Origin of the sequence: Nocardia sp. XZ_19_385, from assembly GCF_015355755.1 — a bacterium.
In the GTDB taxonomy this organism is placed as follows: domain Bacteria; phylum Actinomycetota; class Actinomycetes; order Mycobacteriales; family Mycobacteriaceae; genus Nocardia.
Genome location: NZ_JACVEE010000003.1, coordinates 1 through 15,946, shown reverse-complemented (window position 1 = coordinate 15,946; position 15,946 = coordinate 1). Strand labels below are relative to the sequence as shown.

Sequence of the window (15,946 nt, the reverse complement as noted above, 5' to 3'; positions counted from 1 at the left end):
TTGCATTGGCGAGGATTGGATGTCGCCTGCTCCTGCGGATCCGCTATCACTTCCTGCGCCCCAGGTGCCGAGCGGGACATAGGCATACCTTCGTCACACCGGTCTCGGAGTTCAATTCCGCACTCGTCCGCAGGTTCGACTGCAACCCCGGCGACGTCGCTGTCTCGCGCCCCCACACGCGCGGACTAACGACCATCATCGATACGAGTACCGCGGACTTGGTCGAGTCCTTACGGGCCCCGACCACCGTCGTCGACGGAGTGCTCGCCGGGCGACCGGTGCGGATCCAGGCACCGTACTTGAGGAATCGTTCGCCGCGCTGACGACGCTGCGCGGCCAGGGCATCCTGGTGCCCACTGCTTCCATCAGGGTGTGGGGGTAGCCGACGCCGGGGAACTGGGCCACGATCGCCGCGAAGTTCGGCTCGCCGGATCCAGGTCGACGGCTCGTGCGGGCGAAAAGTGCTGCGCTCCGTCAGATCCCAGCCCGCCTGCCCGCGCCAAGGCCGGTTCCAAACACCACATCCTGACCTGCGGAAACGAATTCCAACTCGCGTTGGCGCTGTCCGCGCGGCCAACGTCAACGTCAAACTAAACGACCATCTGTACTGGCCAATGCGCCTCCCGCTCTGAGATTCTCGACGACGGATGAGTCCAGTGGGGGCATGTACTTCAGGAGTTGTAGTGGCCCGGTACACCGAGCGTCAACGCGGACAGATCGATCAGACAGTGCACCGGTGGAAGTCGCAGTGCCTTCTCGGAGACGAGCCACTCGTCTTCGCGGACTTCCACGGTCTGTGGTCGGTAGACCGGTTGCAGGAACTACACCGGCTCTTCAATGACAACCCCCTCGCTGGCGAGGCCGCTGGTGGGCGGTTCTTCACCAAACTCGACGAACAGCTCGCCCCCGCATCGGTCGAGGTGCGACTACTCACCGCCGAAGCCATGCTCGTGCATCTGCTGTTCTCGAGCGCCATGACCACCGCAGGCAAGCGGCGGACAATCGAACGCACCATGCAAGGCTCGGGAGTCAGCCTGCCCACCTCGGTCGGTGCCGCATTGGGCGAAGGTATCGGCGATCCCGGGATGCGGTTCAATCTCCGGCGCGATCAACAGCTCGGCTACTTCATCGAGTTCGCACTCCGACTCAAACAGCAACCTCTCGACCACCGGATCGAACTGCTGGAAAACCCCTGGCAGCTCCGGGACTTCGCCGACGACACCCGATGGTCGACCAACGAGATGCGACACATCCTTCTGCACCTGTTGTTTCCCGACGAGTTCGAACGGATCTCCAGCGGAACACACAAACGCCAGATCGCCAAAGCATTCGCCGGCTTCCTCGACACCGACGCATCCACTGACGTCGACGAACGGCTCTTCGCAATCCTCCAGCGCCTACAGGCCTTTCTGCCCGACGGCAACACCCACGACGGCCGCAGCTCCATCGATTTCAATCATCAGCCGTTGCACGCTATATGGGGCACCCCGTCATCTGGATCAACTGACGGGGTAGCCGACATCGAGGCTCTGCTGTGGAAGCAGCAGTTGGTGCTCTACGGCCCTCCCGGAACCAGCAAGACCTGGCAGGCCGGCAAGCTCGCCGAAACCCTCATCCGGCAGGAAGCGATGAAACGGTGGGGTGCCAAACAGTTTTTCACCCATGCTCAGGCGCTGGATAAGGCCGTCCAAGACAACGTGTTTCGGCTGCAGCTCCACCCTGGGATCGGCTACGAGCAGTTCATCCGCGGTTTGCGCCTCAAGGGCAATGTCACCCGGTACCGCCCTGGATATCTGCCCTGGGTAGTTACTCAGCTCGAAGCCCAGGGCCTGGGCGCCGGCTCCGGGCGCGTGCGAGGCGTGCACCTCGAAATGGCCGTGTCCGGCCGCCACATCCGCCCCTACAACGCCGAACTGATACTCACCGACGGCGGCGACGGCACCTCCCGCTGGCACGCCCCGCTCCCCCGCGCCGCTTCAGCCCGGAAGCGGTTCTCGCGCACCGGATAACGAGCTCGGCGGAGGGCTTCGGGTGACGCACTCGCTCCGCCGTACGGTTACGCCTTCGGGTCTGAATCGCGAAGGCCCATCTAGGCGGGCCCGGGGTCTGTACCGTCGCGTTCGTGTCCGAAGGGGAGAAGCCCACGCGCCGTGGGTCGGTCGAATTGCGGCGGCGCTCACTGGGGCTCATGTTGGGCGCGGCCGGGGTAGCTGGGTTCGGCGCGGCTGCGCTGTCGGGGGTGGAGACCGGCCTCTCGCATCTTTCGCAGCCGTGGGCCACCCTGCTGGGCGGAACGGCGGTACTCACCGCCGGAATCCTGACCTACCTCAATGGCGTAGACACCCGCAGACAGGCCGAAGAACATCACAACGAACAGATGACGCGCGAGCTACAACGGCACGCCGACGACACCGCACAGGCGCGGGAGGCCGCGTTGTGGGAAAGGTTCGGAGCGGCAGCAGCACAGCTGGCCGACAAGTCCGCAGCTATTCGTATCGCCGGGGTATTCGCGATGGCCGGTGTCGCCGACGAGAGATCCGGGGCGAGCCGGCAGCAGTGCATCGACGTTCTGTGCGGCTACTTGCGCCTGCCCTACGACCCGGAACAGGGTGAATCCGGCCGTACGAAACTGGTGACGAAGAGCGTGGTCAGTCGCCGAGATGAGATCGAGCAGGAAGAACACACCGAATACCGACAAAACGACAGCGAGGTTCGGAAGACTATCGTTCGCGTCATCGCGAGCCGCCTGCGCCCAGAAGCCGAATGCAGTTGGTCGGCAAGTGATTTCGATTTCCGCACCGCTCACCTTGAAGACGTCGACCTGCGCCGGGGCCGTATTCTCCGGTGCTGCCCGATTCGATGAAGTGACTTTCACCGGCACCGCCGGATTCGGCGCGGCGACCTTCAGCGACAGCGCCTGGTTCGACAGGGCGACCTTCAACGGCATCGCCCGGTTCAGCGAGGTGACCTTCAGCAGCCGCGCGAGGTTCCTCGGGACGACCTTCATCAGCGACGCCACGTTCCACACGGTGACCTTCGGCGGCGAGGCCGCATTCGACGGCGCATCCTTCAACCGCATGACGTGGTTCGGCGAGGCGACCTTCAGCCGCCACGCCGGATTCGAGCAGGCAACCTTCAACCACAGCACCAGGTTCGACAAGACGACCTTCCGTAGCCTCGCCTGGTTCAAGAAGGCGACCTTCAATGGCCCCACTGAATTCGACAGGGCGTCCTTCTATGGCACCGCCGAGTTCGGCGAGGCGACCTTCAGCGGCGACTCCGGGTTCACCGGCGCCACCTTCAACGGCGTCACCAGGTTCGACAGGGCCACCTTCACCGGCACCACAGTATTCGGCGAGGTGACCTTCAACAGCGGCACCGGGTTCTATGAGGCGACCTTCAGCGGCCGCGCCAGGTTCACCGACGCGAACTTCAACGGCGACACCAGGTTCGACAGGGCCACCTTCAACAGCGACACCTGGTTCAACAGATCTGCATTCGGGGGGCCGACAACGTTTATGGCAACCGACTACGGAACGGGCAAGGTCCGATTTATCGAACCCCGGCAATGGGGGCCACCGGCCCCGGAGTTCGAGTGGGACAACGATTTCAACGCGAAACCAGCCAATGTTGAGCCGCAGGATTGGCCACCGACCGTAGCCACACCACCAGCGACTGTCGCGTAAATGTCGTGTTCAGTGCCCTGCCACCGAGCGCGGCGTGGATCGCCGAACGGGAAACTTCTGTCGCGTTCGCGATCGCTTCAACGCTCGGCGCGGCGGCGCCGAGCTCGTCACGCAGCACGCGGAGTTCCATGGGGAGGAGACTCCATTGCTGTGCCGACTGAACCCCGATGGCCGAAGGGGCTTCGGTAACGTGCACGTCGACGGACTATCAGGCGACCCGTGCGGCGAAGCCGACATCGGGCTGCATGCGTCACAAGGATTGCAGTGCTCCATCGAATCTCCCGGGAGTCGGGTTAAGTATCCATTGCCCGGAATCTGTCTGCCTCGAACGGAACGAGATCTCGTGCTCCCGGTGTCCCCACTCCGTTGCCTCCGACCACAACACATCCGTCAACTCGGCCAACGGGCTCAGCGTCGCCCCGACTAGTTTCGCGCCACCCAGGTCCGTTCCGGTCAGGTTTGCGCCGGTCAGGTCCGCGCTCGTCAGCAGCGCCCCGGTCAGGTTTGTGTTCCGTAGGTCCGCGTTGGTCAGCTTTGCACCGGTCAGATCCGCGATGTGGGCATGCGCACGGAGCAAGGCTGCTCCGGTCAAATCCGTGCCGCGAAGGTTCGCGCCGCCCAGCTCCGCGCTGGTCAGGTTCGCGCCGAGCAGATCCGCGCCCTCCAGGTCCGCGCCGTTCAGGTCCGCGCCGTTCAGGTCCGCCTCGTACAGGTTCGCGTGAATCAGCTTCGCACCGTACAGATTCGCGTGGTTCAGATTCGCCCAGGCCAGTTTCGCGCCATTCAGATTCGCCTCGGTCAAGTTCGCCCGATCCAGATCCGCGCCGCTCAGGTCCGCCCGGATCAGTTTCGCACCGAGCAGGCTCGCGTGAACCAGCTTCGCACCGTACAAGTTCGCCTCGGTCAGGTTCGCGCCGACAAGGTTCGCGTGGTTCAGGTTCGCCTCGGTCAGGTTCGCGCCGGTGAGGTTGGCGCTGACCAGGTTCGCACCGGTCAGATCCCGACCGGACAATTGCGCATTAGTGAGGTCCCAGGCGGGCAGCCTGTCCTCGCGGACGAGCCATCCGCGCTCTCTGGGTGCGCGCCGAATCTCGTCGAGCAAGCCCTCAGAACTGTCCGCTGATGTGCCCTTGCCTGGCCGCCGGTACTGATCGGGGTTGAGCTCGAATGCTGGCCAAGTCCCCGCGGTGATCGAGAGCAGCCGTCGCCAGAACGAGTCGTGAATGGTGGGAGGAGCCGCAGGGGCGGGCTGGAATGTCGGCCATGTGCCAGCTGCTACCGACAGCAGCCGTCGTGTCCAGGAGTCGTTGCTAGGCATCATCATCGACCTGCTGTTTCGCTGTGTCTTTCTCGGCAGGCTTGCCCGGCGGCAATTCGCCCTTCTTCCGGATCTTCTCAGCGTCCGAAGGCTCTCCCGGGCCCGACAAGGCTGCTTGACCGTAGGCGGCGAGCTTCTCCACCAGCACCGGAGCGGCGGCGCCCGCTCCGAAGGCGACCGCTGCATTGGCGACCCCCGCTATCGCGGTGAGGGCGGAGGTGCCCGCACCGGCCACGGCGATCTCGGCCGCGATCCAGGCCAAATAGACATCTCCGCCCGGACCACCGTTGGCTGTCAGCCAAGGCCAGCCCTTCACATGCTTGCTGTGCCTGAGGAATACGACGCCGCAATTGGCAGCCGCACCGAGCATCCCCCATAGGGTGTACTGCCACATCCGCTGAAGGTAACGAGAATGCCACCTACCCGCGCGATTTCGGTCATTGCCTGCCGGTTTCGGACCACTGGTAGTCGGGTGGTGGGCTCGCAATGGCGAGAGCGGACGAGCTGAACTGCGCTAACTGGCTGGAGCCCAGCCACAGCGAATGAAAGCGGGATTGACTGCGCCCCACAGCCGTCCGGCGCCCCGGGCTCGGTCGAGTTCGGCCGCTAGGCGTAGCCGCACGGCGGGGAAGGTCTCTGCGGAGGTGCCTAGCGCGCGCAATTTTTGACGCGAAGTCCGCATAGCCTTATGCCGCGCAATCCCAACGATCGGCCCCGCGCCGATACAGCTGGCGGCTACCGCGCCACACAGGCGTGCCCTGCCAGCCGTGGACCTCCCCCTCGATCACCGTGAAAAGAGTGCAGCGGCAACACCATAACGCGGGAGCGACATCGCCATCCGACTCGCCAGGAGGGACCGCTAGCGTCCGGCGCGAGGCGGGAAAACTCGTCGCAGTGCGAGCCGCCAGTTCAGCTCGGTGAGCGATGGGTCTCGGTCCGCTTCCGGGGCAGGCGCCCCACTGTTCGCACTGAGCCAGGGAAGTTTTGTGGCATCGAACCGAGGTGGCAGTTTCCGCAATTCCACGGCCGCTGTGGGGAAGTCGCCTTCCTCAAGTGCCTCCATTGCGGTATTCCAGGCCAATTCCGGTGTCCAGACAGGGTCATCCTGCGTCGGTGTCCGGGGATAGCGAAATTTCAGCATCGCACCGTGAAACGCAGAGACGGTCGGCTCCAGGGCTTTCGCGATGTCGGGGGACCGCACGATCACCGCAACCCACGTCTTCACCGCATCCGCCTCGGGACGAGTCCCGCTGTCGGTGTGGCCGAGGCCGCTGAAGACTCGATGCGTGAGCGTCGCACGGAAGGGCGGATCAGCGAACACGATGAGCGCCGCGAGGGATTGAAGACCTTGGCTCGTGCCGTGCCCGTGGCCGCTTATGATGCCCGCAACCAGCTCGACGATGGTCTCCTGCGGCCAGGTTCGAGCAAGGCAAGCGAGGAATTCATCGGTTTCATTCCGTACGTAGGTGATGAGCTTGCCGACGAAAACACTCTTCGAAGGGCCTTCGGGCCAGTGTGTTTCGCATTGTGTGAACGCGTGCAGTGCGAATTCTGCGGCAGGGCCGGGGACATGGGCTGTGACAGTGAGCAGGCGGCCCGGGTTGTCGGCGAGCAGCACGGCGGCTATTTGATCGATGCTGTGTTCGGGGTCGATTCGCGGCATCGCCTCCGTGACCTGCTCGAAGGTCGCCGCCGCGAGGAAGTCGGTGAGATTTGCCCGTCCCGCTGGGGTGCTCGTCAGCGGGCTCCGCGCGCTGAACCGGCGAAGCAGTGCGCCGAAAGCCGGCGGTGACAACCCCGCGATCAGCGCGTCGTGATCGCCTGCGGTGCCGGAGGCGCGCGCGTCGACCAACAATGCGGCGACGATGGTGTACAACGCCATGCTCTGATCTGTCGGGGTGACCACCGCGTTCAAGGCAATGAGTGCGCGTTCGTATCCGGGGTGTGCTGGTTCAACGATGCCGTAGAGCACCTGAACAGCATTACTACTGCCGGATCGGGCATCCATCACGGCGATCCTGGCCAGTTCTTCCCGGGCTTGCGCGTGGTCACCACGTCCGATCAGCATGCCGAGGCGGCGACCGATGAGCCGGGGGTTGCTCTCTTCAAGCATGTCGCGGTGAGCTGGGTTCCACAATGGCTGCGGGCTCTGGCGGTAGTTGCTCACATCGAAACTCGCCACGGCTTCTCGATCCAGGCCCTCCAGAATTTTCTCGGCATAGGCGGGCCCGTAGATTTCACTGAGGGCTCGCAGCAGCGCTGCGGCGCCACCGGTGTCCCGCTTGGCAATCATTCTCAAGGCAACGGCGGCGTTGAACGGGTCGGGGGAGAATCCATGCAGGGCAACCGCGGCCATATACTCGTTGCCGTCGATGACCTGTTCCCACAGCCAGCCGACCTTCTCCACGAAATCTCCAGGGATGCGATGTACCTGTTCTGCTTCGGATGCATCGAAGCCGTTGTGCGGCACCGGGGCCGGTTGCACGTAGTCCCGTAGCACCGGGTACTCGGAGTAGAGACTGTGTGGGTTGACGCGTAACTCGTCGGCGACCACGGTGACCACGGTGCCGACCAGCTCGGGGGAGGGCCGAGCCCCGTTCTGCCCCAGCAGGTATCGGGTCAGCGTTGTTTTCGAGATGCTCAGCTTCGTGCGCCTCAACACCTCAAGATTGGAGAGGTTGGCGCGTTCGAGCAGGTCGATTACCGCATTGCAGATCGGCGCGGCAACGTCGGTGGGGTCGGGACGTTTACGCGGCCTGGACACAGTCGTCCTTCGTACGGTGGTAGTTCGCACCTGTACCGTAATCCCTCGCCGCGCCCCGCGACGGGAAAACCTAAAGCACTGCGGGAAAACACATTCCCGCAGATCAGCGCGTAATCCCAGGCTTGGCGGAAAAGTATTCCCAGTCCACAGTCGATGCCACGGCCCCATCGTGGGGACGCACCGGAGGAGACCGTGTCGCAACTTTCCACGGCGACGACGCGATCTCGCCCGGCTTCGGCCGACTGAAAGGGCCACCAACATGGTCGCGCATCCTGCACCCGCACCGAAAGACCCCGCACCTGCCCCGCCGCCGGCGCGGTGGCGTGCCGAGAGCTCTCCGGTGCCCAGCCTGGGCGACGCCCCCGATCCCGGCGCGTTCACCGCGTTGCGGCGTGCGGTCGATCAACGGCTGCACTGGACCGCCGAGGCGGCCGCGCTCAACGCCCTCACCGGCATGCTCGCGCCGTGGGAGCTGATTCAGCAGCCCGCCCAGACCGGCGTCCTGCCGCTCACCACGGCGGCCGCGGTCTGCACGGGCTGGAAGATGCTGATCTCGTTGCCGCGCGGGTATGGGTGGCTGCGCGCGCACCATCCCCTCGAGGTGGAGGTGCGTCTGAGTGTGGGGCGGCGCCAACAGGATTGAGGCCCTATGCGTTCGCGATACGCTCGTGCTGCGACGGCTCGCGGCGCGCTGGCGCGACGCCGACCGCCGCTACGACGACCTCATGAAGCAGCGGCTGCTGACCTTGGTGCCCCGACAGCGATCCGGTCTCTACCAACGCGATCACTCCGATCCGCTGTTCGTCCCCCAGGAGCGCGCCCGCCACAACGGCACCACCATCGAAGACGAGCACGCCAACCTGACAGCGGCGCTGCTCGCCGCCGAAATACCACGCCAGTCGATTCGCACCTCGCGCAACCCACCAGCCCGAGAAACAGCGACGCCCAGCCGCGACATCGACAAGTCACGCATGACGCCCGCAGTCGATACGGACTGCCGGTCGACTTGTTGTCATCGGCACTACCGTGCGTTCGCCGGCCGCGCGCTCCGCCACCCGGATATCGGTAATTGGGCAGCTGTAGCGGGCCACGCGGCCGCGTCGGCGGCGATCACCGCGAACATCGTGTTGGGTCACGCCGCGGACCAGCGCGGTCAGCCCGACCGCATTACCGCGACAATTCCTCTGCGAGGACGTATTCGGCACTAGGTCAGCGACCGTGTTGCTTGACGCGGCACGCGTAGAGTCGGCCACACGAGCTCCGGGCTTACTCGCCCGACGGTTCCACATCGAGGAACTGGGCGGGCGCCTGCATCGCCTTAAGGTAGAGCGCTTCGCGTTCAGGGCCGAATCGGTCAGTCGCGTACGCCCAATCGCCGACCTGGAGTCGTTCGCGGAGGGACAGACCCGTGTCGTCCAGATCAAGACCTGGTGGCAGGCTGCGCGGCAAGACCAGACCTGTGACCAGCGTCGGGATCACAACGTCAGCGACATGCCGATGCAAGCGAGTCAACTCCATCGCCGGTGCCACCATCGTTGCTGTGTCTGGTCGTTCGACAACTACCGCGGTCTGCGCCTCACCGAACTCAAGCACGCCCTTCGGCACCCTCGCCAGCACCGTCCCCACCTCGATGGGCTCGAACACCCGCTTGCGGGCAGGATCGGGGGTGCTGTCGAGATTAAACATCGTCTGCGCGACGCCAACCCGAATCGACCGATGCTTATCGGTATTCGAGTACCGCTGCAAGAGAACCAAGGGCGCCTCATATTCCGGCTGAACGCCCATCAGGGCCGCCACGCTTGGTTCGACGGACGGGATCGCGGTGGGATCCGCGTACGGCTGCAAGACCGCAACACGTCCCCCTAATACGGTGCCAGCGGCCAGTTCGGGGACCTTGCGGGCAACCGACTTGTGCCATTCGGCCATACCCAGCGAGTCGGCCTTGACGGGCATCTCAATCCGCTTCGCCTGCTCCTCGGGCAGCGCTGCACCGCGGCTCTGCTCCACCAGATAGAACAGAGTGTTCTCGATCGCCGACCGAAGATGGTTCACCGCTTCGCTGAACAACATGCCCACCACCGGTGGCACCGGCCGAACCGCGATCACCTCAATATCCAGGACGCCGGCCGTGCGCTCGACCTGCTTGATCTCCAACGGACCCCGCATAGACCACAGAGCCGCGACCCGGCACAGCTCGTAGACGGCAGCGTCAGCGCGGGCCAGACGCAGCGCGACAACTTCGAGTCCTGGTGCCAGCCAGTCGCATTCATGTCCGGACGCGAAGGGGTTGCTCATCCTCCGATAGTCGCGCATCCTTACGCTGCGAGCGAGTGGTTTTCGGCCCGAACATCGATCCTCGATGGCCCGAGGTTGCTACGGGCCCAGGACGTTGTGCCGAATCTGGTCGGCGGCCTGGCGCGCGGTCTCCTCGTCTATGACCGCGATCGGCTCTTCCGAGCCCGCGAACCAGCCCGGCCCGACGGTATGCACGGTGCCGGTGATCGCCACCCCGACCGGGCCGAGATCGCAGATGATGGCGTCGCCCGAGAGCGGCTCCGAGACCACTTCCACGATAACGAACCGCCGCCTGATCCGGTTGTAGTCGTCGTTGGACACGATCAGCCACAGCATACCGCCGGGCAGCACCGACCCCTCCAGGGCATGCGAGACCTCCCCGAACCGCGGAAGCGCCGCCATCAGCTGGCCGTGCGACGCTGCGCGCCGATAAGGCCGGCGGTCAACGTCGAGGTGATCGGGGGTGTAGCCGCGGCCGCGGTCAGGGTCGCGGTATTCGCTGCCAGCCGCCGGCGCCGGTCGTCTTGGCGCACGAGATCGGCCAGGTAGGCCGAGCGTTCCTGACCCGTCTACCACCCACCACGGAGGCAGGATGATCCTGCTCGACTACCTGCATCCATTCCGCGCCGCTGGTCGCATTCCCCCACACATTCTCCAAACCGCCATCGGTTCGTCGTGTCGTCAGCTGGATCGTGGGGACCGGCCTGTGGCATTCTGGCTGCCGATGTCAACTTTCACTGTTGATAGTGTTGAGATCCATATCTAACTTAAGACGGTGCAGATGGAACTGCACACCTAGCACACAAAGGAAGCCGGAATGTCGGACATCAGAGTCACGATCCAGATCGACGTCACCGCCTACACAGACGACCAACGCCGCAGGATCAGTACGAAAATTCAGCAATTTCTGGAAGAAATCGCCACGGAGGCAACCGAACCCACGCTCCTCACCGGAGGTGGGTGGACGGTCAGCGCGGTCCAGCACGCGCTACACCAGCTCATCGTCGACGGCTACGCCAACCGGGTTGAAGTGATCCGCGTAGCCGCCGAGCAGGGCGGAGTGATCACCCGCGCAGACGTCTACCGCGTCGCCGGATACAGCGACGGCGAGAACTTGCGGGGATTCACACGCCCGATCAACACCATCCGCAAGAAGCTGCAAGCGGCACAACAGATCCCCGACGATGCCGAGGCTTTGCTGTCGACCGACTACGACCCGTCGATTGCGAGCTACCAGCGGGCACCGGAATTCAGCATTCCAGCGGCGATACTGCCTGTAGTCCGCGCCGCCCTCAGCAACCTCGAAGAGTCGAAAGAATAGGTCGCCGAACGGGCACCCGAACTCGAGGGCTCACCGCTTACCTACTGGCTGCCCTGGTCGGCAGTCGAGATGGCGCGGATCTCGCCGAGCACCAGGCTGCGCCGAATCTCACCACGCCCGCCGGCCGACCCGGCCAGGAACTCGTCAAAGTCCGCCTCGGCGGTGGCGGCGCGGCCGTGGCGAAACGGTGGCACGACGAACAGTGTGGACGCCAGCGGCAACCGGTTGATGACGATGTCGCCGACCGGATCACGCAGCGCCGCCGAGCATTCGGCCAATCCACGCCCGCACGCGGTGGGACCCACGGTGTGCAGTGCGGCCGCTTCCTACAGCCAATGCTACGAGCGCGCGACCTGGGCCGAACCGATGACCCGGCGGCACGCCACTGCTGCCGCCTGCCAGGCGATCGGTGGCTCACATCGCCTGCACACCTGCGTCGAATGCGCAGCGATCAAACTGCAACCCACCACTCGACCAGCCGATATACGACTGTCGGCAACGGGGCACGGTAGTGCCGTCGCAACAGATGCAACGCGATTGCCTTAGATCGTTTCCGAACGGCTCACTCCAGCGTAGGTGGAGTGAATCCTTCTGGCCAGACCGTAGCTTCGTCGTGGCTCGTGCCAGCCAGTTTCGCGCCGGTAAGGTCCGCATGGAACAGTTTCGCGCCAATAAGGTTCGCATGGAACATTTGCGCGCCAATCAGGGTCGCGCCGCGCAGATTCGCGCCAGCAAGGTTCGTCGCTCGCAGGTCCGCACCCGTAAGGTCCGCCACGTCCATGTTCGCGTCGGCCAAGTTCGCGTGAAACAAATCCGCGTTGACCAATGTCGCGTCAAACAGTTTGGCGCCTGCCAGGTTTGCCGAGCGCAGATTCGCGGCGTCGAGGTTCGCCGCATCCAGGTTTGCACCGCATAGGTCCGCGCGACCCAGAGCTAGACCGGCGAGATCTACGGCGCTGAGATCGCACTCCGGGAGCGAGACTCGGCCCAATTCGATGATGGTTGCGGCCCAGGATTTCGGGTCATCGCTCACACGGAGACGGCGTTTGGCAAGAATGCCGACGATGGTCTGTCGGATCTCACGTTCGGATAGGTCCGGCTTCTCGGGCTTATCACCGACGGGACGCGTAGGTACCACTGGAGCAGACCTGCCGCTCGTCATCCTCGCCGAAGGAATGCCAGTCGTCGGCGAGTGCGGTCAGCGCGTATACCCCAGCTTGGCGGATGGCGGCGGACTCGTGGGCGATCTGCGCGGCCACGGCGGTGTAGCGATCACGCAGCGCCGACTCCCGCGCTCGGTGGGAGTCGTCGCGGTGCCACTCCCGCTCCCGGTCGGTATCAGCCTGATGATGGGCCGCATCGAGGGCTCGGGTGCGTTGCCCGTTGAGATAGGCCAAAGCGCCCGCACCGAGTGCTCCTGCGCCGGCGAGCATCGTGGCCAGCGGCTGAGAAAAACTTGTGGTCACTCCCGACAAGGCGGCCGCCCCAAACCCGGCTACGCCAGCCCCGCCCGCCATGAGACCAACCGAGCGCCAGCGCAATTCGACCGGACCGCGACGCACAGGCTTCTCCCCCTCAGGCACGGACGTGACGGTACAGAATCCGTCCCCGCCACAGCCCTCCTTCGCCAGGATCTTGCGACACTCACGATGGAACCGTCCTCGGCCGCGATGACGGCGGTGCCGAGTTCGACAGCAGGCCTCGAACGATGCACGCCCGTCGGCTAGCTAGCGGATGTTCCGAGCTGTCTCCCTGCTGTGGATTACCGCAGCGTCCGAATATGGCTCACCACCACTCGAACCCAGTTTCATCGTTCACACCCCGCCCGTAACGACGGAGTGTGAACACTGAAGTTCTTTCCGCACCTTAAGGTTCGGTATGCGCTGTTCAGCCGCGCATGAGGGTCACCACACGATGAGCGAACAGGCCCACCGCGCCCAGGCCCGCAATCGCTCCCACTACCGGCACACCGGCGAACACCAAACCCACGAACAGACCGATCCCGACCGTCAGCGCCAGCAGCAGGATCGGCAGATCCCGACGCGCAGCCGGGGCAGGAGAGGGCGGTGAAGGCGATTCTGGTGGTGCAGGCCGTCTTCGGTTCTGCTGGACTGCGGGGCGCGAGTCCGGCGGGGAATCGGAACGTCGGCGGCGGTTTCGCCGCTGCTTGGCGGCCTGTTCCTGCCCGCCCGAACCGGCGAACGGCTCAATCATGGGCGGCCGCCTGTCCCTGTGTCGCGTGCAGCCGAGCCGGAAATCGGCCAGAATTGTCGGCCGAGGTAGTTAGCCTCATGGACCTGGGTCCTCCTCACAAGAGATATCCGGGTTGCCGCGGCCCCTGCCGAGGTTTGGACGCCGTAGTGGCAGGGGCCGCCTCACCGCTCTAGTCCCGAAGGGCCATAGCGGCAACCACCCCAAGCGGGTGGTGTGCGAGAGAGTACTTCGCGCCACCGACGCAATAGATGCGGGGAAATCAGCGTTCCGAAGGGGCTAATAGGTCCGAATCTCACAGGTGCACAGTATGTTTGGCGCAGCAGCCACCACAACGAGCCTGTGGACAACTTTCGGCCGGAAGACGGGCGGTTCGACGATGCAGGCGACGCGGTGCTGTTCCCGCTGCTCAAGCCCAATTCCGGTGGTGCAAATAGTTCTTCAAAGGTGACCCCCCTGTGGATAACTTTCGGGCCGAAAACGAGCCTCATCGGCGTGTCGCAAGGCCTCCAGCTGGATCTGCCAGTATGAGCACAGCCGGAGTCCGAGATGGTCGGGCAGCATGCGCGTGCCGGTTGGTTGCCCATGGAGCTCGTCGCCGATCACCGTGACGTCCTTGGTCGTGGCCCACCTTGCGGGACGAATGGTCGGGAAACATGAGGCCCGGGACAGCACTCAGCCCCGGCGAATTCGGCTCGCCGGGGCTGAGGCTCGATGTGCTGCTATCGGTCTAAATCTTCGATCCGGATCGTGGCGCCAGCGAAGTAGCGCCCGGCACCAGACGCCGCGACCCGCTTGCCCCAGTCGCTGGTGCAGATGTAGCCCTGCGAAGCGAGAACGGCCCCGAGGGCATCGGAGGGTGCCCGGAGAATTCGGCGAGGTCGTCACTGATTCCCACCAACCCTCCACGCTCCGCCCCGCGGGGCGCCCGTCTGTGGCGCCGTACCAGCTCGTAGCTTTAGAGATCGGCCTCAGCGCAGTCGGGTTCGAAACGGGCAATCACGCACAACTCCACGGACCAGCGGCAAAGCGGCGAGCGAGTGGCTCCGGATCCGGCACGGGCTCACGGGGGTCCGCCTCGGCAGGCGTCGACGCCGAACTCGACGACCTGCTCGCCGAGAGCACCCACGATCCCGTCCTCGCCGCCGAGCTGCGCGAGAACGCGGCCGGCAACGCGCCTACGCGCGCGAGCTCGAGACCCAGGCCGCCGATCCAGATCGCTGCCCGCCGACATCGCGGCGCAGATGCACAAGTTGGGTCACCTATACCCCCATATCGGCGACGTTGCGGGGTGGACGAGCATCGGTATCGAGGGCATCAGATTCGACATCGCGGACACTTCGTTCCTTTTCCGGGGGAACTTCGATGGCGACGGCTCGACCGACGTTGCGGTGCACGGTTTGTCGGACTCCGGCACAAGTTGGATTCAAGGCAACGCCAACGCCATAGAAGGGACGTTCGAAGTGCCGCTTTTCGTCGAAACGGGCTCGGATGGATCGTTCCTGGAAGCTGACAACGTGGAGTTGGTCATCTCGGCACGCAGTTGGTAGTTCGCCTCGGCGGAAACCCCGAGGAACCTCGAATGTCGTTACCCGGCACGATAATCATCCGAAATCCTTCGCTCTGATCGAGCTGGTCGGTCTAGCCTCACACCGGTGCAGCTCGAGATCAGCGTCCGTCGCGCACGACTGGGACGCGCATCGACGTTTCCGGCGGTCGGCATAGATAGCTTGTGCCACCACCGGAGCCCCGATCGCGGCCCTGGCCGCCGAGGTCGTGGCACACCGGATTCGGTTCAGCCCCAATGACACTGTTGGTCCGGACCAGCGCGCGCCCTAGACTCGAATAACCAGCACGGTTCAGCAAAGCAGCCGTGTGGAAGTGGAGCCTCGATGCCCACCCGAGAGCAAGCCCTCAACAATGCCTTCGTGCGTCTGGCCGATTCCCTGGTCGCCGACTACGACCCGGTCGAAGTGGCCCAAGACCTGATCGAGACCCTGGCCGAAGTCCTGCCCGGCACCGCGGCGGGTGTGCTGGTCGCCGACCACCTGGACCGGTTGCAGGTTCTGGCCGCCACCAGCGAGGAGCCCCGGCTGCTGGAGCTGCTCCCGGCCCCCGCCGTGGAGCCCGGCCCGAGCCTGACCGCCTTCGGCGAAGGCCGGCAGGTGCGGTTGGCCGACCTGGGCGCCGAGTCCTCGGCGCGGTGGCCCGGATTCGCCGAGCATGCCCGCGCCCGCGGCTGGGCCGCAGTGTATGCGCTGCCGATGCGGTTGCGAGGTGAACGCATCGGCGTGCTCAAACTGTTCTGCCCTGCCCGCGCCGGGCTGAGCGAGGCCGATATCGCTGCCGCC

The 15,946-nt window shown here is 64.8% G+C and carries 17 protein-coding genes and 1 pseudogene; 9 read left to right on the top strand and 9 right to left on the bottom strand.

Translation table 11 applies throughout. From position 1 onward, the window contains the following. The first annotated feature begins 944 nt into the window (after positions 1–944). From IBX22_RS23590 to IBX22_RS37965, 4 genes and pseudogenes are all read left to right on the top strand, one after another. Positions 945–2,009, top strand: a complete 1,065-nt coding sequence (locus tag IBX22_RS23590; RefSeq protein ID WP_194817905.1) for a hypothetical protein — start codon at positions 945–947, stop codon at positions 2,007–2,009. Between the two features lie 113 nt (positions 2,010–2,122). After that, a complete protein-coding gene (locus tag IBX22_RS37970) occupies positions 2,123–2,863 on the top strand; it encodes a hypothetical protein (protein WP_194817904.1) in 741 nt (246 codons plus the stop codon). Then, positions 2,781–3,023, top strand: a pseudogene (locus IBX22_RS38550) (pentapeptide repeat-containing protein); the annotation flags it as partial. The gene IBX22_RS37970 and the pseudogene IBX22_RS38550, both read left to right, overlap by 83 nt. Positions 3,024–3,029: 6 nt before the next feature. Then, positions 3,030–3,686, top strand: a complete 657-nt coding sequence (locus tag IBX22_RS37965; RefSeq protein ID WP_309234764.1) for a pentapeptide repeat-containing protein — start codon at positions 3,030–3,032, stop codon at positions 3,684–3,686. 250 nt (positions 3,687–3,936) lie between these two features. On the opposite strand, the gene IBX22_RS23575 is transcribed toward IBX22_RS37965, so the two are convergent. The 3 genes from IBX22_RS23575 to IBX22_RS23565 all read right to left on the bottom strand — a co-directional run bounded on the left by IBX22_RS23575 (position 3,937) and on the right by IBX22_RS23565 (position 7,768). Continuing rightward, a complete protein-coding gene (locus tag IBX22_RS23575) occupies positions 3,937–5,004 on the bottom strand; it encodes a pentapeptide repeat-containing protein (protein WP_228539532.1) in 1,068 nt (355 codons plus the stop codon). Further along, entirely contained in the window at positions 4,997–5,398 is a 402-nt protein-coding gene (locus IBX22_RS23570; RefSeq protein ID WP_194817901.1) for a hypothetical protein, read from the bottom strand. The genes IBX22_RS23575 and IBX22_RS23570 overlap by 8 nt, the downstream gene beginning before the upstream one ends. A gap of 465 nt (positions 5,399–5,863) precedes the next feature. Then, positions 5,864–7,768 carry a hypothetical protein gene (locus tag IBX22_RS23565; RefSeq protein WP_194817900.1) on the bottom strand — a complete coding sequence of 635 codons (1,905 nt, stop codon included), beginning with the start codon at positions 7,766–7,768 and terminating at the stop codon, positions 5,864–5,866. Positions 7,769–8,027: 259 nt separating this feature from the next. Here IBX22_RS23565 and IBX22_RS23560 point away from each other — a divergent pair, with 259 nt between their 5' ends. Both IBX22_RS23560 and IBX22_RS23555 read left to right on the top strand, forming a co-directional pair. Next, positions 8,028–8,411, top strand: coding sequence for a hypothetical protein (locus tag IBX22_RS23560; protein WP_194817899.1), 384 nt, complete (start codon positions 8,028–8,030; stop codon positions 8,409–8,411). Beyond that, complete coding sequence (locus IBX22_RS23555) at positions 8,386–8,976, top strand: hypothetical protein (RefSeq protein ID WP_194817898.1); 591 nt, start codon at positions 8,386–8,388, stop codon at positions 8,974–8,976. Before IBX22_RS23560 ends, IBX22_RS23555 begins: the two co-directional genes overlap by 26 nt. Positions 8,977–9,034: 58 nt before the next feature. Here the strand turns inward: IBX22_RS23555 and IBX22_RS23550 are convergent, their stop codons facing one another. Together IBX22_RS23550 and IBX22_RS23545 are read right to left on the bottom strand one after the other, a co-directional pair. Continuing rightward, positions 9,035–10,063, bottom strand: a complete 1,029-nt coding sequence (locus IBX22_RS23550) for a hypothetical protein (protein ID WP_194817897.1) — start codon at positions 10,061–10,063, stop codon at positions 9,035–9,037. A 78-nt stretch (positions 10,064–10,141) separates the two neighbouring features. After that, entirely contained in the window at positions 10,142–10,465 is a 324-nt protein-coding gene (locus tag IBX22_RS23545; protein ID WP_194817896.1) for a hypothetical protein, read from the bottom strand. Between the two features lie 415 nt (positions 10,466–10,880). Between IBX22_RS23545 and IBX22_RS23540 the strand changes: the two genes are divergently transcribed. Then, positions 10,881–11,384, top strand: a complete 504-nt coding sequence (locus tag IBX22_RS23540) for a hypothetical protein (RefSeq protein WP_194817895.1) — start codon at positions 10,881–10,883, stop codon at positions 11,382–11,384. A 41-nt stretch (positions 11,385–11,425) separates the two neighbouring features. Here IBX22_RS23540 and IBX22_RS23535 read toward each other — a convergent pair whose 3' ends face one another. The 4 genes from IBX22_RS23535 to IBX22_RS23520 all read right to left on the bottom strand — a co-directional run bounded on the left by IBX22_RS23535 (position 11,426) and on the right by IBX22_RS23520 (position 13,598). Beyond that, entirely contained in the window at positions 11,426–11,689 is a 264-nt protein-coding gene (locus tag IBX22_RS23535; protein ID WP_194817894.1) for a hypothetical protein, read from the bottom strand. Positions 11,690–11,946: 257 nt separating this feature from the next. After that, positions 11,947–12,417, bottom strand: a complete 471-nt coding sequence (locus tag IBX22_RS23530) for a pentapeptide repeat-containing protein (protein WP_309234763.1) — start codon at positions 12,415–12,417, stop codon at positions 11,947–11,949. Between the two features lie 79 nt (positions 12,418–12,496). Next, positions 12,497–12,850 carry a hypothetical protein gene (locus tag IBX22_RS23525; protein WP_194817892.1) on the bottom strand — a complete coding sequence of 118 codons (354 nt, stop codon included), beginning with the start codon at positions 12,848–12,850 and terminating at the stop codon, positions 12,497–12,499. Positions 12,851–13,271: 421 nt separating this feature from the next. After that, positions 13,272–13,598 carry a hypothetical protein gene (locus IBX22_RS23520; RefSeq protein ID WP_194817891.1) on the bottom strand — a complete coding sequence of 109 codons (327 nt, stop codon included), beginning with the start codon at positions 13,596–13,598 and terminating at the stop codon, positions 13,272–13,274. 1,241 nt (positions 13,599–14,839) lie between these two features. Here IBX22_RS23520 and IBX22_RS23515 point away from each other — a divergent pair. Further along, a complete protein-coding gene (locus IBX22_RS23515) occupies positions 14,840–15,145 on the top strand; it encodes a hypothetical protein (protein WP_194817890.1) in 306 nt (101 codons plus the stop codon). A gap of 342 nt (positions 15,146–15,487) precedes the next feature. Next, the coding region (locus tag IBX22_RS23510; RefSeq protein WP_194817889.1) for a GAF domain-containing protein at positions 15,488–15,946 on the top strand (459 nt) is incomplete at its 3' end.